Below are 21,609 nucleotides of genomic sequence, written 5' to 3' on the forward strand. Positions count from 1 at the left end.
CGGTACCCTGTCCGGGACCGCGACCGCACCGAGATCTGGGGGGCGCTGAATGCCGTGGGTATCCGAACCGGGCATGGCGACTTCTCTATTCAGATCGACTGTGACTTCATGGCCTTGTCATCATGCCAATTCTATGAAATTTTTGCAACCGCATGTGTCGCCGTGGAAATCCGAGCCTATTGAGATGCCTGCTCTGACCCTGAGTACCAAACCGGCGAAGCGTGGCGACGAAACATGTGGTTGTATCAACCCGCAGGGTACGCCCTATCGGAGGAACATCGTCACCCCGGTTCATTTCTTGATCTCATCTGCAAGACATCACGCGGGACGCAGCAGCAGAAATAAATTATTTGGAAAGATCATTGTTAAGACTAAATTCCAATTATGTATTTCTCCATCATGAAGTCGCCATGCTTCCAGAACATGTTCCGTATGCAATTTTTGGTTGAATACGTCGTACGGTCTCCCTCATTCGGCCAATTCGCACGATGCCCCTGAGATCAGTCTTCGGTCACCATTCCGGCAGCGCCAGCGAACAGATCCTGTCGGTGCTTCGCGCCGTCCGCCGCCACCTGGCGATGGATGTCGGCTTCATCTCGGAATTCGTGGCGGGCGACCGGGTGTTCCGCTTCACGGATGCGGGGACGACGCACAACCCGATCGCCGTCGGGAGCCATGAGCCGCTCGAGCAGAGCTTCTGCTACTACGTCGCCAAGGGCCTGATGCCCGGCCTGATGCAGGATGCGGCCGAGGATACCCTGGCGGCGCAGTTGCCGGTCACCCACGACCTGCCGGTCGGGGCGCATCTGAGCGTCCCTTTGCGCCGTGCGGATGGCGAGACCTACGGAACCTTGTGCTGCTTCAGCTTCACGCCGGACCGGAGCCTCACGACCCGCGATCTCGGCATCTTGCGCCTCTGCGCGGATGTCGTGGAATCCATCCTGTGGAAGGACCACGACGCGGCGCGCGAGCGGGAGGCGAAGCGACGGCGCATCGCCGGGACGATCGCGGCCGAAGCCGTCGAGATGGTGTTCCAGCCGATCTATCGCACGGCCGATGGAAGCCTGGCCGCCTTCGAGTCCCTGGCACGCTTCGCGCCGGTGCCAGTCAAAAGTCCTGCCGGCAAAGGTCCTGCCGGCATCGGTCCGGACGTCTGGTTCGCGGACGCGGCCGAGGTGGGCCTGGGCGAGGAGCTCGAATTCCTCGCCGTGCGCAAGGCCCTGCGCGCCCTCCCGGCGCTCGCCCCCGGGATCAGGCTGTCGCTCAACCTGTCGCCGGCCTCCCTCGCCTCGCCGCGTCTCGCCGAGGCGCTGGCGGGCATCGCCCTCGACCGGGTGGTGATCGAGCTGACCGAGCACGCGGCGGTCGCCTCCTACGAGGCTCTGCGCGAGGTGCTGGGGCCGTATCGGCGCCAGGGCCTGGGCCTGGCCATCGACGATGTCGGGGCCGGCCACGCGACGCTCCGGCACGTCCTCGATCTCAGTCCCGAATTCATCAAGCTGGACATGAGCCTGATCCGCAACATCGACGCGCATTCCGGCCGCCGGGCGCTGACCGAGGCGCTGACGGGATACGGCCGGCACATCGGCTGCGAGATCGTCGCCGAGGGCGTGGAGACCGAGGCCGAGTACGCGGTGCTCAAGGGCATCGGCGTGACGCGGGTGCAGGGCTTCCTGACCGGCCGGCCGATGCCCCTCGCCGCGGCGGCGGCGCTGCCCCTGTCCGCCCTGGAGATGCAGGGCACGGGGGCATGAGGCGGGGGGAAAGGGGGTGGCGATCCCCGGCCCGGGGGACCGTCCCTATCCCAGCCCGCGCTCCCGCAGCGCCCCGCCGATCTCGTCGAGCACCGCCGGATCCTCGATGGTCGGCGGCATCGCCCAAGCCTCGCCGTCGGCGATCTTCTTCATCGTGCCGCGCAGGATCTTGCCGGAGCGGGTCTTCGGCAGGCGCCCGACCGTGAGCGCGAGACGAAAGGCCGCGACCGGGCCGATCCGCTCGCGCACCAGGGCCACCAATTCGCGCTCGATCACGTCCGGGGCCTGCGCGACGCCCGCCTTCAGCACCACGAAGCCGCAGGGCGCCTCGCCCTTGAGCGCGTCGCGGATGCCGATCACCGCGCATTCCGCCACGGCGGGGTGGGAGGCCAGCACCTCCTCCATGCCGCCGGTCGAGAGCCGGTGCCCGGCGACGTTGATGATGTCGTCGGTGCGGCCCATGACGGAGACGTAGCCGTCGGGGTCGAGGAAGCCGGCATCCGAGGTGTTGTAGTAGCCCGGAAAGGCCGTGAGGTAGCTCTCGCGAAAACGCTCGTCCTGCTGCCAGAGGGTCGGCAGGGCGCCGGGGGGCAGCGGCAGCCGGATGGCGATCGTCCCCATCGTGTCGGGGGGCACCGGCTTGCCGGCCTCGTCGAGCACCTGCACGTCCCAGCCCGGCATCGGCACCGTCGGGCTGCCGTGCTTGACCGGCAGCGCCCCGAGCCCGACCGGGTTGGCGGCGATCGGCCAGCCGGTCTCGGTCTGCCACCAATGGTCGATCACCGGCACGCCCAAGATCCGCTCGGCCCAGGCGACGGTGTCGGGATCGGCCCGCTCGCCGGCGAGGAACAGGGTGCGGAAATGCGAGAGGTCGTGGCCCTGCATGAGCTTGGCCTCCGGATCCTCCTTCTTCACCGCCCTGAGCGCCGTCGGGGCCGTGAACAGGGCGACCGCCCCGGTCTCGGCGATCACGCGCCAGAACGCGCCGGCATCCGGCGTGCCGACCGGCTTGCCCTCGTAGAGCACCGTAGTGCAGCCGTGCAGGAGCGGCCCGTAGACGATGTAGGAATGGCCCACCACCCAGCCGACATCGGAGGCGCACCAATAGGTCTCGCCGGGGGCGACGCCGTAGAGGTTCGGCATCGACCAGGCGAGGGCCACGAGGTAGCCGCCGGTGTCGCGGACCACGCCCTTCGGCTTGCCGGTGGTGCCCGACGTATAGAGCACGTAGAGCGGATCGGTGGCGGCGACCGGGACGCAAGGCGCGGCGCGGCCTGCCGCCTTCGCGGCCGCCACGGCCTCCGCCCAGTCGCGGTCGCGCCCCCCCACCATCCCGGCGGCGCTCTGCGGCCGCTGGAGGATCAGGCAGGAATCGGGCTTGTGGGCGGAGAGGCGGCAGGCCTCGTCGAGGAGCGGCTTGTAGGCGACGACCCGCGCCGGCTCGATGCCGCAGGAGGCGGCGAGCACCACCTTCGGGGCGGCGTCCTCGATGCGGGCGGCGAGTTCCCGGGCGGCGAAGCCCCCGAACACCACCGAGTGCACGGCCCCGATGCGGGCGCAGGCCAGCATGCCGAACAGGGCCTCCGGCACCATCGGCATGTAGAGCACCACCCGGTCGCCGCGCCCGACGCCGAGATCCTGCAGCACGGCGGCGAGGGCCGCGACCTCGCCTTGAAGCTCGGCATAGGTGATCCGGCGCTTCGTGCCGGTGACGGGAGAATCGTACAGGATCGCCGCCTGGTCGCCCCGCCCGGCCGCGACGTGGCGGTCGACGGCGTTGTGGCAGGCATTCACCTCGGCGCCGACGAACCAGCGGCCATAGGCGCCCTCCTCGGGGGCGAAGACCCGGGCGGCGGGCACGACCCAGTCGATCGCCTCGGCGGCCTGCGCCCAGAAGGCGTCCGGGTCGCGCTGCCAGGCGGCGTAGGTGTCCCGGTAGCGGCTCTGTCCCGGCATGGCGTTCCTCTCCAGATCCGCCGTCGGCCGGCGGTTGGCCGGCACATGGCCGGCGATGGGCCGGATTGTCCAGGACAAGGCGGCGGCGGGCAAGATGGCGCCGCTTCGCGCGGTTCCTCCGCCGCGTCTCGCCGCGCGGCGCCCCGCGGACCGCCAAAGGAAGGCCTTCGGAACGCGTCAGGGATTGGCGCCGGCAGGCCGCAGGACGACCCCGTAGCCCTCCTCGGCATCGCCGATGAAGCGGATGCCCTCCCCTTCCAGCACCCGCCGGACCGCATCGAGCGTCCGGTGGCGGGGCTGGACCTGCTCGCTCACCGATCATGTTCAGGGTCACCACCGAGACGGCGGCGCCGGCGGTGATCGCGGACTTGATCCGGTCCTGACGAGAGGGGGCGGCCTGACAGGACCGCCTCCTCCACGGTCCGATCGGCCGCGGCGTCGCGCCCATGTCCGCCGGCATGCTCCTGATCGTCGCCCCGGCCGGGCGCATCCGGTTCGAGACGCACGGCCCGTGCTGTCCTCGGTCAGAACTCCATGCCGAACTTGACCCGGAGGTTGTGCCGCTCGAACTGGTTCAGCCCGAGGGCGCGGCCGGCCAGACTCGAATCGGTGTCGCGGCCCCACACCTGCCCCGCATACGCCACCGTCAGCCAGATCTTCTCGGTGAACCTGTGATGCAGGGCCGGTCCCACGGTGAGCGCTTCGCTCTCCAGCCGGTTCAGGAAGGTTCCTTCGTAGCCGCGCAGGTAGCGGATTTCCGGACCCAGATAGGTGTTCTCCCCGACCCGTCCCACGAGCGCGTTCGACCACAGGAACGTGGAGGAGCGATAGCCGGGACCGCCACCCCGCTGGCGACCGGCGGCAGGCTCGAAGCTGATGTTGCTGCCGTACCAGAGCTTGTCCGGCACCACCTGCACGTCGAGCTGGAGCAGGCTCTCGATGTCGAAGATGTCGGCGCCGTTCCCTTCGACCGGCAGAACGCGCGTGAAGCGCGGGCGCACCTCCAGGGCGAGCCCCAGCGGCTGCTCCTTCGACCCTTTCAGGAACTGGTACTTCACCTCCATGGAGACGCCGTCGAAGGTGCCGTAGGACTTGTCGTCCAGATCCACGATGTTGCGCTGCCGGCGCAGCGTGCCGAAGGCGCTGAGCTCGATGCTCAGCTTGTCGATGGGATTGAACTGGTAAGCGAAGCGCGTGTCGAGCACGCGGTACGTCGATGGGCCGGGACCGTCTCTGCGCTTGCCGATGCGGGTGACGGTGTCGATCACCGCTTCCTGCTCTCCCTTCTCCCCGGCATCGGCGCCTTCCGTGAAGCCGAACAGATGCTCGGTATCGACCTCCTTCTTGTCGTTCTCCTTGCTGGATTTATCCGCCTCGCCTTTGCCCGCGTCGCCCTGATCGGCCTTGCCGCTCGGCGCGGCCTGAGCGGGCGCCAGAACGGAAAGGGCGAGCAGCATGCCTGCCGCGGCCGACAGGCGTCGGGTCGGCCTGGTACTTCCGGTCATGATCGCGCGACGGCCTCAGAGATGCAGTGCTCCAGTATCCCTGCTTAGAGACGATGCCGGCCGATCTGCCTGCTGCAAAAATGCCACGTTCACAAGAAGTTCGGGCCGCAGAGGATGACGCGGCGACCTGCGGACCATGGACGGCCCAGCGAAGCCGGGATGGCGGTCCCCCGTTCCCCCACCCGCGCCGGCCCCCGCGGCAGCGCCGTCGATCGCAAGCACGAGCCCTCGGATTCCGGCGCCTCGTCCCCGACGAACCGGTCTCCATGTCGCCGGACCACGCTCCGGCGGGCCTTTTCCGTCACCGCCGCGCCCGGGCTGTTCCTCAGGAGCGCCGCGCCCGCTCCCGCCCGGCCTCGATGATCGACCGGATGCGCGCCGCCATCGTCTCGATCGAGAAGGGCTTGGTCAGCACCGCCATGCCGGGGCCGAGCGTGCCGTCGCCGAGGATGGTGGTCTCGGCGTAGCCGGTGATCAGCAGCACCTTGAGGTCCGGCCGGGTCTCGCGGGCCGCCTCGGCCATCTGGCGGCCGTTCATGCCACCGGGCAGGCCGACATCGGTGACGAGGAGATCGATCCGCACGTCGGAGCGCAGCACCTTCAGGCCCGCCGCGCTGTCGCCGGCCTCGATCGCGGTGTAGCCGAGATCTTCCAGGATGTCGGTGACGAGCATCCGCACGGTCGGCTCGTCGTCGACCACGAGCACGGTCTCGCCTTGCGCCGAGCGCGGCAGCGCCGCCGTCGTCCCGGTCTCGTCCTCGCCCGGCACCGCGCCGACGTGGCGCGGCAGGTAGAGGCTGACGGTCGTGCCCTCGCCGAGCGTCGAGGCGATGCGCACCTGCCCGCCGGATTGCTGGGCGAAGCCGTAGATCATCGACAGGCCGAGGCCCGTGCCCTCGCCGATCGGCTTCGTGGTGAAGAACGGCTCGAACACCCGGGCGATCACGTCGGGGCTCATGCCGGTGCCGGTATCGGTCACGCGCAGGCGCACGTATTCCCCTTCGGGCATGTCGTGCCGGCGGGCGGTCCGGGCATCCAAGGTCCGGTTGGCGACCGCGACCGTGATCCGCCCGCCCTCCGGCATCGCGTCGCGGGCGTTGAGGCAGAGGTTGAGGAGCGCGTTCTCGAGCTGGGACGGGTCGACCAGGGCCGGCCAGGCGTCGGGGGATTCGACCACGTCGAGGGTGATGCCGGGCCCCACCGTGCGCTGGATCAGCTCGTGCATGCCATGCGCCAGCTGGCCGACATCGGTGGGCCGCGGATCGAGCGTCTGGCGGCGGGAGAAGGCGAGCAGCCGGTGGGTGAGCGCGGCGGCGCGCTTCGCGGCACCTTGCGCCGCCGCCATGTAGCGCTCGACGTCGGCGAAACGGCCCTGGCCGAGGCGGGTCTGCATCAGCTCCAGCGAGCCCGAGATGCCGGCGAGCAGGTTGTTGAAGTCGTGGGCCAGGCCCCCGGTGAGCTGGCCCACCGCCTCCATCTTCTGCGACTGGCGCAGGGCCTCCTGGGTCGAGGCGAGCTCGGCCTCGGCCCGCAGCCGGTCGGAGATGTCCTTGGCGAAGTGGAAGGCGCCGATCACCCGGCCCTCGCCGTCGCGCAAGGGGGAATAGGAGACCTCCCAAGTCGGCTTTTCCAGGTCGGGATCGCCGAAGGGCTCGGTCACCGTGTAGCACTCGCCGGTGAGCGCCCGGGCCATGAAGCCGCGCATCACCGAGGACTGGTCCGGCGGGAAGAGGTCGGGAAACACCTCGCCGATCTGCACCCGGCGGCCGAAGATCCGGTGGAACGCGTCGATGTGGGCCTGGTTGAAGGCGATCAGCCGGTACTCGGTGTCGAAGGCGCAGATCGGGGCAGCGCTCGACTGGACGATGTCGCCGTAGAGGCGCAACTCCGCGGTGCGGTCGGCGACCTGCCGGCCGAGCGAGACGGTGAGGTCGCGCGTGGCGGCCTCGGCGGCCTTGCGCTCGCTGATGTCGGTGGCGGCGCCGTACCACTCGGTGATCCGGCCGTGCTCGTCGAGCACCGGCACCGCCCGGGACGAGGCCCAGCCGACCGAGCCGTCGGCGAGGTAGACCCGGTGCTCGAGGCTGTAGGAGGTCTTGGTGCGGATGGCCCGCTCGATCTCGGCCCGCAAGGCCGGGCGGTCCTCCGGCGGGATGTAGCTCTCGATCCAGTCGGCTCTGGCCGAGGTCGTGTCGGCCAGGAAGTCGCCGCCGGACAATTGGTACAGCCGGCTCCAGTCGGCACTGATCCGGTAGCGCACCTCCGACGACGAGCGCACCAGGGCGTCCAGCATCTGCTCGCGCCGGCGCAAAGCCTCGCCGAGGTCGCGCAGCCGCTCGCGCTCCAGCGTGACGTCGAATTGCGAAGCGAAGAAGTAGGTCAGCCCGCCGTCCTCGCCGAAGACCGGCGAGATCAGCAGCCGGTTCCAGAACCGCTCGCCGTTCTTCTTGTGGTTGAGGAGGTCGATCTCGATCGCCACCCGGCGCTCGACCGCGTCGCGGATCTTCGCCACGTCGGCGCGGTCGGTCTCCGGCCCCTGGAGGAAGCGGCAATTCTGCCCCAGGATCTCGTCGCGGGTGTAGCCGGTCAGCTTGGTGAAGGCGGCATTGGCGAAGATGATCGGGTTGTCGGGCCGATGGGGATCGGTGATCAGCATCGGCATCCGCGTCGCGCGCACGGCGGCGGCGAACGGATCGTGGCTCGGGGTCGAACGGCCGATCTCGGCATCGATGCGGTCGGTCTCGCGGCGATCAGTCACTAATCCGTCGCCCTCACTTCCGCGACCTCCGGCGGTCACCGACCACCGGGGCCGGGCTGTAGCACAGCGCGACAGACTGGTGCACAATCCTCTTTGCGACGGAACCGCGCGCGATCCGTCGCGGGAGATCAGCCCGCACCCGCGACCCGCGCCACGCCGTCGGTGCAGGCCCGCATCGCCCGCAGCACCGTCTCGGCCGCCACGGCCTCGAAGCGGTAGCGCGGCAGGCTGACGCTGATGCAGCCGAGGACCCGGCCCCCGGCGCCGCGCAGGGCCATGCCGTAGCAGCAGATGTCGAGCTCGTTCTCCTGCAGGTCGAGGGAATGGCCGCGCTCCCGCGTCTCCGCGATGGCGCGGCGCAGGGCGTCGGGGTCGGTGAGGCTGTGGGGCGTGCGCGCCGGCAGCGGAAGCCGCGCGAGGAGCGATGCCAGCTCGGTCTCGGGCAGGGTCGCGAGCCAGGCCTTGCCGACGGCGCTGGTGTGCAGCGGCACCCGGGTGCCGATGCGCGAGGCCATGCGCACGGTGCGGTGGCTCTCGAGCTTGTCGATATAGACCATTTCGCCGAAATCCGGGACGGCGAGATGCACCGTCTCGTCGAGGTCGTCGCGCAGGCGCGCGAGGGGCTCCCGCGCCGCCTGGCGCAGGAGCGAGCCGTCGAAGGACCGGAAGGCCAGGCTGACGAGGCGCGGGCCGAGGCGCAAGACCCCGTCCTCGTCGGTCACGAGGCCCTCCGCCACCAGGGCGGCGGCGATGCGGTGCACCGTCGGCCGCGGCAGCTTCAATCCTTGCGCGAGCCGGGCGACGGTCGCCGCCTCGGGCGCGTCCGCCACCGCCTGCAGCACCCGCATGAACTTGCCGAAGGCGGCGGTGCCCGGGACGTCGGGGCGCAAGGCAGCGCGGGCGTCGTCGGAATCCATGCGGGGCCGGATCCTCTCCGAGTGACCTTACGCGATGAGGTAGCCGCCATCGACCGGCAGCACCACCCCGGTCACGAAGGCGGCGGCCGGGCTGACCAGGAAGGTCACCGCCGCCGCGACGTCCGACGGCGTGCCCCAGCGGCCGAGGGGCGTGCGCGACAGGATCGGCCCTGCCCGGGCGGGGTCGTCCTGGAGCGCCTGCGTCAGCGGCGTGGCGATCCAGCCCGGCGCCACCGCGTTCACCCGGATGCCGTCCGGCGCGTAGGCGATGGCCAGCGACTTCGTCAGCTGCGCGACGCCGCCCTTGCTGGCGCTGTAGGCCGGCACCAGGCCGCCGCCGAAGAACGACAGCATCGAGGCGGTGTTGACGATCGCGCCGCCGGTCTCCGCGAGCCTCGGCCGCGACGCGGCGCAGACCCGCATCGTGCCGGTGAGATTCACCGCCAGCACCTCCTCGAACACCTCCGGCCGGTGCTCGTCGGTGCGCCGGATGATGCCGGCGCAATTGACCACGATGTCGAGCCGGTCGCAGGCGCCGACGATCTGGGCTACCGCGTCACCGTCGGTGACGTCGAGCTCGTGCGCGGTGAGCGCGAGGCCGGCGGGGACCTCGCAGGCGGCGGCATCGATGCCGGCCGCGTGGACCCGGGCGCCGAGGCGGGCCAGCGCCTGCGCGATCCCCGCGCCGATGCCGGAGGTGGCCCCCGTCACGAGGGCCGTGCGCCCGGCGAGGAGATCGGGCGCGAAGGTCGTCTGGGTGAGGGTCATGCCGTGCGCTCCGTCAGGATCAGGGTCTCGCTGCCTTCGAGCGGCTTGCGCACCAGGACGATGTAGGCGATGGCCGCCAGCACCGCGACGGCGGCAGCGGCGAGCAGCGCGTTGACGTAGGAGCCGGTGCCCTGGACGATGTAGCCGGTGATCACCGGCGCGAAGGACCCGGCGAAGTAGCCGCCGAAGTTCTGGATGCTGCCGAGCGAGGCGACCTGGCGCTTGGGCACCGCGACGCTCACCATCATCCAGGCGGCGGCGCTCGCCATGTTGATGAAGAACATCGCCAGGCAGATATAGACCACCGCCAGCGTCACGCTCGGCGTATAGGCCGCCGGCACCGTGAAGGCGCCGCCGCCGAGAAGCCCGATGCAGACCGGCCATTTGCGGCTGGCGACGATGCCGGCGCCCCGGGCGAGCAGCCGGTCGGCGGCCTGGCCGGCGCAGAGCATGCCGATCGTGCCGAACACGTAGGGAATCGCCACCACCCAGCCGGTGCGGGCGACGCTCAGGCCCCGCTCGTGCTCGAGGTAGGAGGGGAGCCAGGTCAGGTAGAGCCAGACCATGTAGATGACGCCCATGAAGCCGAGGATCATGCCCCAGGTCGTGGCGTGGGCGAACAGCCCGCGCCATTCCGAAAAGGTCATCCGCCGGGCTGGCGGCTCAGGGTTCGCGCCCTCGTCCAGATGGGCGACCTCATCCGTCGTCAGCGTCACCTCGGCGCGGTTGCGGTAGACGAGGTACCAGCCGACCGCGACCACGATGCCGACGAGGCCGGTGACGACGAACATCCAGCGCCAGCCGAGCCCCAGCATCATCGCGGTCAGGAGCGGCGGGGCGATGCAGGGCCCGATGCAGGACGAGGCGACGAAGATCCCGGTCGGCGTGCCGCGCTCGCGCAACGAGAACCACTCGCTCACCGTCTTGGCGCCGGCGGGAAATTGCGGCGCCTCGCCCAAGCCCAGCACGGCGCGGGCGAGCACGAATTGCTGGAAATTGGCGACGAAGCCCGAGACGAGCTGGGCGAGCGACCAGAAGAACATACCCGCGCCGAGCATGATCCGCGAGCCGAGCCGGTCGAGCAGCGCGCCGACCGGCAATTGCGAGAACGCATAGGCGAGGGAGAAGGCCGAGAGCAGCCAGCCCATCTGGGCGGGAGTGAGGACCATCTCGTCGCGGATCGCCGTGTTGGCGATCGAGAGCGCCGAGCGGTCGACGTAGTTGATGATTCCCGCCGCGGTCAGGAAGGCGACAGCGACCCACTGGATGCGGCGCAGGCGCGGTGATTTCGCAAGCGATACTGTGCCGGACGACATCGCGTTCCGGTCCTCCCGATTGTTGCTTGGCGTCAATTTGATCGATCTGGTCAGCGGATGAATTGATCGACGTAATCCGCCCCCAGTCCCACCGCCTCGTAATGCGCCCGGCACATGTCGATCTTGGTGAACACGTCCTCGTAGCCGGTATGCCGGCCCCAGGGGTCGACGTAGTACATGCAGCCGTTGACCTGGAAGTAGGTGATCATCTCCTCGACGCCCTCGTCGACCACGAGGGTGTGGGTCTCGCCGGGCGGCTCGAAGGCGTAGGCGCCCTCGCTCGCGACCCAGTCGTGCTCGAGGTAGCGCCAGCTGCCCTTGAGCACGAAGGCGTGGACCGGGCCGGGATGGCGGTGGCGGCTGAGGATGCCGGCCTTGCGGACCTTGAGCAGGTTCATCCAGTAGCCGGCCGAGACGTTCAGGCAGAGCGGCCGGAACCACACGCTGTCGGCCTGGGGCACCCAGATCCGGTCGTCCTCGGGGATCGCCGGAGCCACCACGAGGTCCGGGCGGATCTCGGCAGGCTGCGGCTTCTGGTAAGGCATGCGCCGCAGGGTGTCGGCGTCGAGCCCGGCGGCGGGATCGCCCGCCGAAGGGGCAGCATTCATGGCATCCTCCTGATGTCCATATGGTGGACGTTCTGTCCGTGATGTGGATGGTCGAGGAGGTGCGGCGGTCTGTCAAACCTCGGGCGTTGCATGGCAGCCTTGCAGCCGCCAGCGGCCCGTCCTGCCGCGCCGGTGGCCGTTTCCAGGCGAGCCCCATCTCCCGGCGGCCGGGACGACCCGAGCGATTCTCCACCGATGGGAGGACGACCACCCGCAGGGACGGCCCTGCCCGTGATCGGGGCTCTCCTCGGCCTGGATTCTTCTCGTGGTCGACGGCCTGTTCGAGATCGGCTGGGCGATCGGCCTCAAATAGACCAACGGCTTCACCCGCCCGCTGCCCTCGCGCCTCACCGGGCTGAGCATGGTGGCGAGCGTCGGCCTCCTGGGACCGGCCCTGCGCACGCCGCCGGTCGGCACCGCCTATGCGGTCTGGACCGGCATCGGCACCGTCGGCACGGCGCTCCTCGGTGTCACGGTGTTCGGCGAGCCCGCCACGGCGGCGCGGCTCGCCTGCATCGGCCTGATCGTGCCCGGGATGCTGGGGCTCAAGCTCGTGGCCTGACCCGTGTCCCGACGCGTGGCCTGAAGCCGCGTCACTCGTGCCGCTGCGTCGGGTCGACCGCCACGATGGCGCCGCTCTCGGCATAGACCGCCCCGAGCACGGTGCGGAAATGGCCTCGGACCTTGCCGTAGCACTCGCAGGCCGTCTGCTCGGCCCTGTCCCGGTCCAGGATGGTGATCTGGCCGCGGCGCACCGCGATCAGGCCGCGGCGCTGCAGCGCCCCGAGCACGCCGGTGAGATAGGTGCGGCGCACGCCGAGCATCTCGGCCAGCATCTCCTGGGTCACCGGCAGGACCGGCGTGCCGAGCCTGTCCTGGAAGGTCAGGAGCCAGCGCAGGCAGCGCTCCTCGATCGGGTGCACGGCGTTGCAGGCCACGGATTGCAGCACCTGGGCGAGCAGGCAATCGGCGTAGCGCACGAACAGGTCACGCAAGGACGGGGAGGCCGCCCTGGCCCGGGTCAGCCGCTCCGCGTCGAGGCGCAGCACGTCGCCCGTGACCTGCACCACCGCCTCGCTGAAGGCCGGCAGGTAGCCGTGGCTGACGATGCCGCCGACCGCGCCCTCGTGCCCCACCGTCGCGGTCTCGACCATCCGCCCGTCGCGCATGCGCGAGACCAGGGTCACGGTCGTCTGGTTCAGCGGAAAGGTCACGTGCGACACGTCCTCGCCGGCGCGAAACAGCACCGTGCCGCGGGTCCGCTGCCCACGCTCAAGATACGGTGCCAGCAGAGCGCGATCACCCGTATCGAGGGCCTCGAGCAGGAGGTTGCCTTCGAAAAGGCCGATTTCGGAATACCGCGACTCGTCCGGCGCATTCAATGTCGTCGTCTCCGGAAAATCAGGGGCCCGCCTTGCAATCCGGGCCGAGGGCGGTGAAGCCCGAATGGGGGAAGCTGCGGGTGGCCGCGCGACGCGCGCCCCTGCTACCGGAGCGGCCCGCCTTGAGTCTAACGGCGCGCAGGATACGCGTCTGTCCTATTTCGGACATAACGGTAATGATTTCGGCCTATTCCGGTCAGCCGAGTGCGCGATTTCGCACCACGAAACATACTGTGCCATACTATATTCGAGGTCGAGCTGGCGAGACTCGACGATGTCGCCATGGTCCAAAATTTGGTCTAACGCCAGGATATTTCATCAACTTCATTCCGTCAATTAAACTCTGTTCATCCCCAACCGAGAATGCGTCTTCGACAATATTTATGCAACTTGAGGTTTAAACTGCAGCACCAGGGTCAACTGCCCTGACGCCGCGATTTACACGCAGGAAACGCTCTTCAGCATTGGTCTTCTCCAATGTTAGCCGCTCCCCAAGATCATGGATTCGTCATTGGCGGAACTCCGCAAACGTCTTCATGGAGGAATCCTTGCGTCATACAGGAAATTATTCCTATATTACCTTAGGTGACATAAACAGACGGCACAGGACAACGTCGATACGATATGTTCGCCGAACCATAATGGAGTCGAACCAAGTGCCCCGGCATGTTGTTCCGAGATCGAGGGCGAAAGGTCGGATTTTTTCCCACACGCCCTCGGCACGGCCGGCACGCAAGGTATTTTTCTACGGACAGCCGGCATGATCCGACATTTCCGATCCGGAACGCCGGTCGGCACGGAAACCCGTCTTGGCAGGGCTGGTCGCGCGGCGGCAGTTCCGCCGGATGACCGGCCCGTCATAGGACGCCCGATCGATCGCGTCAGGCGATCATGGCGCGATGCGGCAACCGGATGCGCTCAGGCATGTGGCGCCTCGCACGTCACGGACAGGGGCGCTTATACCGCAGCGCCTTCGAACGAGTCCGTTCGAAGGCGCTGGCTAAGCCCGAATGGGCGCCGGCGCTGATGCGCCGGACGCTTTCGCATCGACACGTCGATGCGAAAGCGCGATGGTATCAAACGGGTGCCCGGCCGGCGCTTCGAGCGAGCACGGCGCGATGCGTTGCTCGTCCGGACGCGTCCCTGGAACCGGTCGACATGCGTGCGTGATGGTCGCTGCGGCCCTCGTCGTCCGAAAAGGACGCGTCAGCCGTCGAGCGCCACGGCACCGGCATGCCCCATCACCGAGCGGGTGAGCCGGTCGGCCCCCAGCTCGCCGCCGGAATAGCCGAGGAGCTCCGCCAGCTTGTCGCGGGCGCGGCAGACCCGGCTCTTCACCGTGCCGACCTTGCACTGCATCAGCGCGGCGGCGTCCTCGTAGGACAGGTCGCCGACCGCGACCAGCATCAGGGCCTCGCGCTGCTCGGCCACCAGCTTGTTGAGCGCCGCCTGGAGATCCTGCACGTCGAGCCGGTCGCCCTGGTTGGGGGCGGAGGTCAGGCGGGCCGAATACACGCCCTCGCCATCCTCGACCTCGCGGGAGCGCTTGCGATGCTCCGAGTAGAAGGCGTTGCGCATGATCGTGAACAGCCAAGCGCTGAGATTGGTGCCGGCCTCGAACCGGTCGCGGTTCTGCCAGGCCTTCAGCATCGTGTCCTGGACCAGGTCGTCGGCCCGGGCCGGATTGGCGGTCAGGGTCAGGGCGAAGCGGCGCAAAGCGGGTGCTGCCGCAAGCAGATCCTCCCGGAACCGGTCCGCCTTGGGGGCGCCGAGGGCGGCGAGGGCCAGTTCCAGCCGGCCGAGCAGATCCGCGAAGGCGGAGGGCGCCGCCTCGTCAGCGACCGCTGCGTAATGGGCGCGAAGCCGCTCTCCCAGGTGCTCCTGCACCGATGGGGGCAGGGCCGGGGCGGTCTTCGGAAGGCCGGGGGGCTGGCTCTGGGTCATCAGGTCGTTCGGCTGGCGCGGGGTTAGGGCCAAGCTAGACCATAAGCAACCCGGAGGCGAGACCGAAGCCGGCCTTCCTTCGATGCGGTGCAACGAAGCGGCCGCGGCTTGGCCGCGGCGCTCCGGATCCGCGTCTCAGCGGCGGCCCTTCAGCAGCCAGCCGGCCACGAAGGCGAGGCCGGCGACGGCCAGCAGCGTCTCGGTCGGGTGGGTTTCGGCGCGGCGCAGGGCCTTGCGGCCGCGATGGCGCGCCTCGCCGTAGACCTCGCGGCCGCGCGCATAGGCGTGGCGGCCCCGGGTCTCGATCTCGCCGGCGAGGGCCGCACCGTCATGCGACAGGGTCTCGGCGACCTGCCGGCCGCGGCCATAGGCGTATTGGGCGCCGCCGATGACCTGGTTCAGCGCGCCCTCCGCCTGCGGCCGGGCCCGGCCGGCGACGGCGCCGAGCGCGGTCTGGCCGCGGCCCTTGAGGTGGCGCAGCCCGCCCTCGAACTGGTCCCTGTTCATCGCGATCTCCTGATTCGAGTCACACAACAAGCATCCACGCAAACAAAAGGCCGATTTCCCGCACATCCTGCGAGAAACCGGCCCGAGCGTCTGCGGTGCCGGGCCGGCGCAGGCCGGCCCGCGTCGCGATCAGATCTTGCTCTTCACCGTGTCGGCGGCGTTCTTGATGCCGTCCTTGACGTCGCCGGCGGTCTTCTGGGCCTCGCCCTTCAGCTCCTGGGCCTTGCCCTCGGCCTGCAGCTTCTCGTTGCCGGTCGCGCTGCCGACGCCCTGCTTGATGTTGCCGACCGCCTCGTTGGCGAGGCCCTTGATCTTGTCGGTGGTGCTGCTCATGGGAAGCTCCTCGTCTCCTGCAGTTCAGCGACTGCTCAGGTCTGACGAACCGCCGAAACGGCGCATTGTTCCGCTGCGACAGAGGCCGAATCCGGTTCCGGGCTGGACCGCAGCGGAGGAACCCGCTAGGTCGCGCGCCCTCCCCTTCGGCACCGGCAGAGATTCGGCATGGCGGCCTGCGGCCTCGATTTCGGCACCTCGAACACCACCCTCGGCCTGATCGGGGCCGGCGGGCTCGCGCTGGCACGGCTGGAGGGCGAGGCGGTCACGATCCCGAGCGCGATCTTCTTCCCGCCGGTCGGCGACGAGGCGATCGGCCGGGCTGCCATGAACGCCTACGTCGAGGGCCAGCCCGGACGGCTGATGCGCAGCCTGAAATCGGTGCTCGGCTCCTCGCTCCTCGACGAGACCACCCCGGTCGGGCGCCGGCGGCTGTCGTTCCGGGCGGTGATCGCCCGCTACCTCGCGGCCGTGAAGGCGCGGGCGGAGGACCAGGCCGGCGAGTCCCTGAGCCAGGTGGTGCATGGCCGCCCGGTCCACTTCGTCGACGGCGACCCCGAGGGCGACCGCCGGGCCGAGGACGCGCTCGCCGGCATCGCCCGGGAGATCGGCTTCTCCGAGGTGTCGTTCCAGTACGAGCCGATCGCCGCGGCGCTCGACTACGAGCGCGGCCTTGCCCGCGAGGAGGTGGCGCTCATCGCCGATATCGGCGGCGGCACCTCGGACTTCTCGGTGGTGCGCCTGAGCCCGGAGCGTCACCGGGCGGTGGAGCGCGCCGGCGACATCCTGGCCAATGACGGCGTGCGGATCGGCGGCACCGATTTCGACCGGACGCTCAGCGTCGGCGAGGTGATGCCGCTCCTCGGCCTCGGCAGCCCGATGCGCCGTCCCGGCCTCGACGTGCCCTCGGCCTATTACCACGACCTCGCCACCTGGTCGCAGATCAACCGGCTCTACGACGGCAAGACCCTGCGCGAGCTGCGCTCGCTCCGCCGCGAGGTGGCCCGTCCCGAGTTGATCGACCGCCTCGCCGCGGTGATCGAGGCCGAGCGCGGCCACACCCTGGCGATGGAGGTCGAGGACGCCAAGATCGCCCTGTCGGAGGTGGAGCGGATCGCCCTGCCCCTCGGCTGGGTCGAGCCCGGCCTGACGGCCGAGATCGACCGCCCGGACCTCGCCCGGCACTCGGCCGATCTCGCCCGGCGCATCGGCGCCTGCATCGGTCGCTGCCTGCGCGACGCCGCGGTGGCGCCGTCCGCCATCGACGCCCTGTTCCTCACCGGCGGCTCGACCCGCCTCGCGCCGGTGCGCGCCGCCATCCTGGCGGCGGCGCCGGAGGCCCGGGTGGTCGAGGGCGACACCTTCGGCTCGGTCGGCCTCGGCCTGACGGTGGAGGCGGCGCGGCGCTACGGCTGACGGCCTACGTCGCCTGGCCTATTGCGTCGCCGCCGCGGCTCCGGCCCGGGCGGCGTCGTTGAACGAGGCGTCGAACACGCTCTCCGCCGCGAGCCGCCGCGGGATCAGCCCGGCCCGGTGATAGAGGTCGGCGACGCGCTGCTCGTCGGCGACCACCGCGTCGTCGATCGGCACCGGGCGGATGTCGGCCCGGCGGAACCAGGCCAGCGGCACCGCCTCGGGCAGGCCGATCAGGGCCGACCAGCGCTTGGCGAAGGCCTCGGGCTTCGCCGTGCCCCAGACCCGCGCCCGGGCGAGCCGCCGCACGAAATCCTCCAGGGCCGCGCGCTTCTCCGCGATGGCGTCGTCGCGGGCGACCTGGAAGCTCAGGCCCGGGGTCAGCCCGCGCCCGTCGGCGACGATGCGGGCCCGGCCCGAGATCTCGAGCTGCGAGGTGTAGGGCTCCCAGGTCGACCAGGCGTCGACGGAGCCGGAGGTCAGCGCCATCTGGGCGTCGGCGGGCAGGAGGAACGTCGGCGCGACGTCGCCGGCGTTCCAGCCGGCGGCCTCGGCTTGGGCGAGGACGAGCTGGTGGCCGATCGAGCCGCGCCCGGTGGCGACGCGCTTGCCCTTGAGATCGGCGAAGGTCCTCACCGGCGAATCCGGCGGCACCAGCACGGCGAGGCCGGCCTGGTTCTGGCGGATGGCGAAGATCGCCTTGATCGGCGCACCGGCGGCGGCCGCGAAGGTGAACGGCGCGTCGCCGGCGATGCCGGTATCGATCGCCCCGGCATTGAGCGCTTCGAGGAGCGGCGCGGCGGCCGGGAACTCGCGCCATTCGAGCCGGTAGGGCAGGCCGTCGAGGACGCCCGCCGCCTCCATCAGGGCGCGCGAGCCGCCCTTCTGGTCGCCGACCCGCAGGATCGTCTCGGCGTGGAGCGGCAGGGCGGCGAAGAGGAGGGCGAGGAGAGCGAGGATCGGGCGCATGCTGAGCAGATTTCGCAAAGGTGGGAGCCGGTTTTGCGGCAAAAAGTCCGCGACAAGACAATAAATCCAAGCAGACGAAGCGTTAGGCTGGCAGCGCGTCGTCTGCTTCGCCCTCACGCGGCGGCCGGGCGGCGGGCCGACGCGGCGGCGAGGTGCCGGAAGGCCGGGATCAGCTCGCGCCCGTACTGCACCGCGTCCTCCAGCGGATCGAAGCCGCGGATCAGGAAGGTCGTCACCCCGAGGGCGTGGTATTCGTGCAGCGCCTCGGCGACCTGCTCGGGCGTGCCGACGAGGGCCGTGGAATTGCCCTGCGCCCCGGTCTCGGCGGCGATGGCAGTGTAGAGCCGCCGATCGAGCCGGTCTCCTTTCGCGGCCGCCGCGAGCAGGCGGCGCGAGCCCTCGTTCGGCGGCACCGCCGCGGGGCCGAGGCCGCGGGCGGCGCGCAAGGCTTTCGTTCGCCGCAGGATCTCCTCCGCCCGGGCCCAGGCGTCGTCCTCGGTCGCGGCCAGGATCGGCCGGACCGACAGGCTGAAGCGGATTGTCTCCTCACGCCCGTGGGCGTGGGCGGCGGCGCGCACCCGGGCGATCGTCTCGCGCACCTGCGCCTGGGTCTCGCCCCAGAGCGCGTAGACATCGGCGTGCCGGCCCGCCACCGCGATCGCGGCGTCCGAGGAGCCGCCGAAATAGACCGGCAGGTGCGGCTGCTGCACCGGCTTGACCGCCGAGAACCCCTTGGCGACGCGGTAGTAGCGCCCGTCGTAGTCGAACGGGCCCGCGCTGGTCCAGGACGCCTTGACGATGTCGAGGTATTCGCTGGTGCGGGCGTAGCGCTCGTCCTTGGTCAGGGCGTCGCCGTCCTGCGCCAGCTCGGCGTCGTTGCCGCCGGTGATGATGTGGACGCCGGCCCGCCCGTCGGTGAGCTGGTCGAGGGTGGCGAGCTGGCGCGCCGCGACGGTCGGCGCCTGGAAGCCCGGTCGGTGGGCGATCATCAGGCCGATCCGCTCGGTCACCGAGGCGACGTACTGCGCCAGCGCGAAACTGTCGGGCGCGGTCGAGTGGAAGGCGATCAGCACCCGGTCGAACCCGCCGTATTCGTGCGCCTGCGCCGCGGCCCGGAGATAGGCCCGGTCGACGACGGGCCCGGCGGGGGCGTGGATCTCCGACCCGTACTGGGCCGCGACGAAGCCGATGAAGTGCACGTCCTGCATGGAAAATCCTCCTGTCAGGCGCCGAGCGCCGCGCGCCCGGCCGCCAGCCGGACCGCGTCGCCCTGGGGCGTGTGGATGCGCGCGCAGAGCACGTCGCGCAGGTGGCGTTCGAGCGGGTTGTTTCGCGACAGGCCGGGATTGCCCACGAGCGCGACCGCGCCCTGCACGACCTGGATCGCGTTCTCGGTGACGGTGAGCTTGATGAGCCCGCTCTCCGCGACCGGCGGCGGCGAGCCCGCATCGGTCTCGGCGGCGGCGCCGCGCAGGAGCCGCCGGTTGACCGCGAGCAGGCGCTCGCTCTCGCCGACGGCCTCCTGGACCCTTGGCAGGCTCGCCAGCGGCGCGCCGAGATTGGCGGGCGCGCGCTCGGTCAGGTGGGCGCGGAGCCAGCCCTGCGCCGCCCGGGCGACGCCGTCGTAGAGGCTGGCCAGCAGCGTGGTGTTCCAGGCGAGCGTGACCGGGTCGGGCGTGGCCCAGGCGGCGGGCGGGCGCCAATCGACGGCGTGGTCCTCCGGCACCAGCACGCGATCGAGCACGACGTCGTGGCTGCCGCTCGCCCGCAGGCCGAGATGATCCCAGGTCTCCTCGATCCGCACCCCCGGCGCCGCCATGGGCACGACCACGAGCCCGACCCGGGGCTCGGCCTCGTCGGTGCGGGCCCAGACCAGCCCGGAGGCGAGGATCGGCGCTCCCGTCGAGTAGATCTTGCGGCCCGTGATCCGCCAGCCCTCCGGCACCCGCCGCGCCACGGTCTCCGGCAGGCCGCCGCGGGCCGGCGAGCCGAGGGCGGGCTCGACCCGCAGCGCGTTGACGAAGGCGCCCTCGCGGACGGCCGACTGCTGCAACCGTGCCGCGACGCCCTCCGGCCAGGTCGCCCGGGCTAGGCTCGCATGGTGGACGGCCTGCATCGCCAGGACGAGGCTCGCCGCCGGGTCGGCCTCGGCCAGCGTCCCGATGACGGCGCTGGCGACCGCGAGCCCGGCGCCGAGGCCGCCCCGGGCCTCCGGCACCGTCAGGGCGGCAAGCCCCGCCTCTCGGATCGCCGCGAGGCTCTGGCCCGCGAAGCGCCCCTCGCGGTCGTCGGCGGCGGCGAGCGGGGCGAGGATGGGGGCGAGCGCCCGCGCGACCGCGACCGGATCCCGGTTCGCGGGGCTGAGCCGGCGCGACGGAGCCGTCATGCTTGGGGAGCCCGGGAACGACTCCGCCGGAGCGAGCGGCATGGGATCATGGTCGCGAACCTTCCTGAGCGGGCCACGCGTGCGGCTCCGAAATTTTGGCTTGAAGTTGCAGTAATTTCGTCGCCGCCTGAAACCTTATCTTGGATATCGCAAGCGTCAACGAGATTAATATTCTTGTATTCCCGCGACAATTGAGAGTGTTTTTCCCTCGAGGGCGGGAGCGCGATACGATTTTTGTCTGCCGTCGTCGTCCAGCATGTCTGTTCTCGCCAGGCCGCGAGCACGGGCACGATTCTCAGCAGATCGACGGAGGGTGCGGAGGACGGCTGAGAGTGGGAAGCAGCCATCCAACCGGCCACGCCGAACGAGTCCGTACGGCGCCCCTCTCAGGCGTGCGGAGCGAAGCTCCGCCGTCGCAGGCCTGCCGATTGGGAGCCGGGCGGTCGGCCGGGCGGACGCGCAGGGAGCGGCCGTCACCCAAACGTGGCCGGGCGTCCGCTGCACGGGGGACGGGATGCCGAGACCGACAGCGCAACGGGTGCCGGTTACGCCAACAGATAGCCCAGAATCCTCCGTTTGGAGGATGCAAAACCCACGACAAATATGTCATTTTGTTCGATCGTCGGGTCTCTATTCAGAATTTTCGAATTGATGAAGCCCTCATCATGCCGGCGTTCAATTCTTCCAATGCCTGGTTAGAATGCAGAAAAACTGCGCCAGTCCGTCACGGAGTGGAGGAAGAGCGCCATGAGGACGGAACCGCCTTTCGGACAGAGCGAGACCGGACAAGCTTCGACCGGCCTCAGCCGGCGCAAGGTCCTTTTGACGGCGATGTCGGCGGCTGGCGCCGCGGCTCTCATAGACCGGGTCAATCCTGCCATGGCCGCGACCTCTGCAACACCGATCTACGTGATCCGTCAGAATGGCGACATGCTGTTCTACACGCATGCGGGCACAAGTGACGGGTCCGCGAACTGGCCGATCCAGGCCAAGCCGATCGGCAACGGCTGGGATTTCCGAGAGGTCATGGCCGGCATCTGAGCCACCAGCGCGACCAAACTGCTCTGTCGTGTGCCGTATTGCAGCGTGGTCG

General features: G+C 70.0%; 18 protein-coding genes and 1 pseudogene. 4 read left to right on the plus strand and 15 right to left on the minus strand.

The window, feature by feature from the left end:
* The first annotated feature begins 488 nt into the window (after positions 1 to 488).
* Positions 489 to 1,754, plus strand: coding sequence for a sensor domain-containing phosphodiesterase (locus DA075_RS11250; RefSeq protein WP_099953297.1), 1,266 nt, complete (start codon positions 489 to 491; stop codon positions 1,752 to 1,754).
* Positions 1,755 to 1,799: 45 nt separating this feature from the next.
* On the opposite strand, the gene DA075_RS11255 is transcribed toward DA075_RS11250, so the two are convergent.
* The 8 genes from DA075_RS11255 to DA075_RS11290 all read right to left on the minus strand — a co-directional run bounded on the left by DA075_RS11255 (position 1,800) and on the right by DA075_RS11290 (position 11,582).
* Positions 1,800 to 3,710, minus strand: a complete 1,911-nt coding sequence (locus DA075_RS11255; RefSeq protein ID WP_099953298.1) for a propionyl-CoA synthetase — start codon at positions 3,708 to 3,710, stop codon at positions 1,800 to 1,802.
* 177 nt (positions 3,711 to 3,887) lie between these two features.
* The gene (locus DA075_RS11260; protein ID WP_244936563.1) at positions 3,888 to 4,025 is read right to left on the minus strand and encodes a hypothetical protein; all 138 of its coding nucleotides are present in this window, start codon (positions 4,023 to 4,025) and stop codon (positions 3,888 to 3,890) included.
* A 209-nt stretch (positions 4,026 to 4,234) separates the two neighbouring features.
* A complete protein-coding gene (locus tag DA075_RS11265) occupies positions 4,235 to 5,215 on the minus strand; it encodes a hypothetical protein (protein ID WP_099953299.1) in 981 nt (326 codons plus the stop codon).
* Between the two features lie 325 nt (positions 5,216 to 5,540).
* Positions 5,541 to 7,973 (minus strand): PAS domain S-box protein, encoded by a 2,433-nt coding sequence (locus DA075_RS11270; RefSeq protein WP_232385700.1) that lies wholly within the window; start codon positions 7,971 to 7,973, stop codon positions 5,541 to 5,543.
* 128 nt (positions 7,974 to 8,101) lie between these two features.
* The gene (locus DA075_RS11275; protein ID WP_099953300.1) at positions 8,102 to 8,890 is read right to left on the minus strand and encodes an IclR family transcriptional regulator; all 789 of its coding nucleotides are present in this window, start codon (positions 8,888 to 8,890) and stop codon (positions 8,102 to 8,104) included.
* Between the two features lie 27 nt (positions 8,891 to 8,917).
* The gene (locus DA075_RS11280; RefSeq protein ID WP_099953301.1) at positions 8,918 to 9,658 is read right to left on the minus strand and encodes an SDR family NAD(P)-dependent oxidoreductase; all 741 of its coding nucleotides are present in this window, start codon (positions 9,656 to 9,658) and stop codon (positions 8,918 to 8,920) included.
* Complete coding sequence (locus tag DA075_RS11285; protein WP_099953302.1) at positions 9,655 to 10,974, minus strand: MFS transporter; 1,320 nt, start codon at positions 10,972 to 10,974, stop codon at positions 9,655 to 9,657. The genes DA075_RS11280 and DA075_RS11285 overlap by 4 nt, the downstream gene beginning before the upstream one ends.
* Positions 10,975 to 11,024: 50 nt before the next feature.
* Entirely contained in the window at positions 11,025 to 11,582 is a 558-nt protein-coding gene (locus tag DA075_RS11290) for a 2,4'-dihydroxyacetophenone dioxygenase family protein (RefSeq protein WP_099953303.1), read from the minus strand.
* Between the two features lie 256 nt (positions 11,583 to 11,838).
* Between DA075_RS11290 and DA075_RS11295 the strand changes: the two are divergent.
* Positions 11,839 to 12,144: pseudogene (locus DA075_RS11295) on the plus strand (DMT family transporter).
* A 31-nt stretch (positions 12,145 to 12,175) separates the two neighbouring features.
* Here the strand turns inward: DA075_RS11295 and DA075_RS11300 are convergent.
* The 4 genes from DA075_RS11300 to DA075_RS11315 form a co-directional block, all read right to left on the minus strand.
* Positions 12,176 to 12,796 carry a Crp/Fnr family transcriptional regulator gene (locus DA075_RS11300; RefSeq protein ID WP_331254738.1) on the minus strand — a complete coding sequence of 207 codons (621 nt, stop codon included), beginning with the start codon at positions 12,794 to 12,796 and terminating at the stop codon, positions 12,176 to 12,178.
* 1,374 nt (positions 12,797 to 14,170) lie between these two features.
* Positions 14,171 to 14,908, minus strand: a complete 738-nt coding sequence (locus DA075_RS11305; RefSeq protein WP_099953304.1) for a NepR family anti-sigma factor — start codon at positions 14,906 to 14,908, stop codon at positions 14,171 to 14,173.
* Between the two features lie 135 nt (positions 14,909 to 15,043).
* Entirely contained in the window at positions 15,044 to 15,415 is a 372-nt protein-coding gene (locus DA075_RS11310) for a CsbD family protein (RefSeq protein WP_099953305.1), read from the minus strand.
* Between the two features lie 129 nt (positions 15,416 to 15,544).
* Positions 15,545 to 15,748 carry a CsbD family protein gene (locus DA075_RS11315; protein WP_099953306.1) on the minus strand — a complete coding sequence of 68 codons (204 nt, stop codon included), beginning with the start codon at positions 15,746 to 15,748 and terminating at the stop codon, positions 15,545 to 15,547.
* Between the two features lie 168 nt (positions 15,749 to 15,916).
* On the opposite strand from DA075_RS11315, the gene DA075_RS11320 reads away from it, so the two are divergent.
* Positions 15,917 to 17,164, plus strand: a complete 1,248-nt coding sequence (locus tag DA075_RS11320; protein WP_099953307.1) for an Hsp70 family protein — start codon at positions 15,917 to 15,919, stop codon at positions 17,162 to 17,164.
* A gap of 18 nt (positions 17,165 to 17,182) precedes the next feature.
* Here DA075_RS11320 and DA075_RS11325 read toward each other — a convergent pair whose 3' ends face one another.
* The 3 genes from DA075_RS11325 to DA075_RS11335 form a co-directional block, all read right to left on the minus strand.
* Positions 17,183 to 18,130: an ABC transporter substrate-binding protein gene (locus DA075_RS11325; protein WP_099953308.1), complete on the minus strand. Its 948-nt coding sequence runs from the start codon at positions 18,128 to 18,130 to the stop codon at positions 17,183 to 17,185.
* A gap of 113 nt (positions 18,131 to 18,243) precedes the next feature.
* The gene (locus DA075_RS11330; RefSeq protein WP_099953309.1) at positions 18,244 to 19,338 is read right to left on the minus strand and encodes an LLM class flavin-dependent oxidoreductase; all 1,095 of its coding nucleotides are present in this window, start codon (positions 19,336 to 19,338) and stop codon (positions 18,244 to 18,246) included.
* Between the two features lie 14 nt (positions 19,339 to 19,352).
* Positions 19,353 to 20,516 (minus strand): acyl-CoA dehydrogenase family protein, encoded by a 1,164-nt coding sequence (locus DA075_RS11335; protein ID WP_099953310.1) that lies wholly within the window; start codon positions 20,514 to 20,516, stop codon positions 19,353 to 19,355.
* Positions 20,517 to 21,263: 747 nt separating this feature from the next.
* Between DA075_RS11335 and DA075_RS11340 the strand changes: the two genes are divergently transcribed.
* On the plus strand, positions 21,264 to 21,557 hold the full coding sequence (locus tag DA075_RS11340) for a hypothetical protein (RefSeq protein WP_099953311.1): 294 nt from the start codon (positions 21,264 to 21,266) through the stop codon (positions 21,555 to 21,557).
* Positions 21,558 to 21,609: the final 52 nt, after the last annotated feature.

The sequence above is a fragment of the Methylobacterium currus genome, assembly GCF_003058325.1.
Classification (GTDB): Bacteria; Pseudomonadota; Alphaproteobacteria; order Rhizobiales; family Beijerinckiaceae; genus Methylobacterium; species Methylobacterium currus.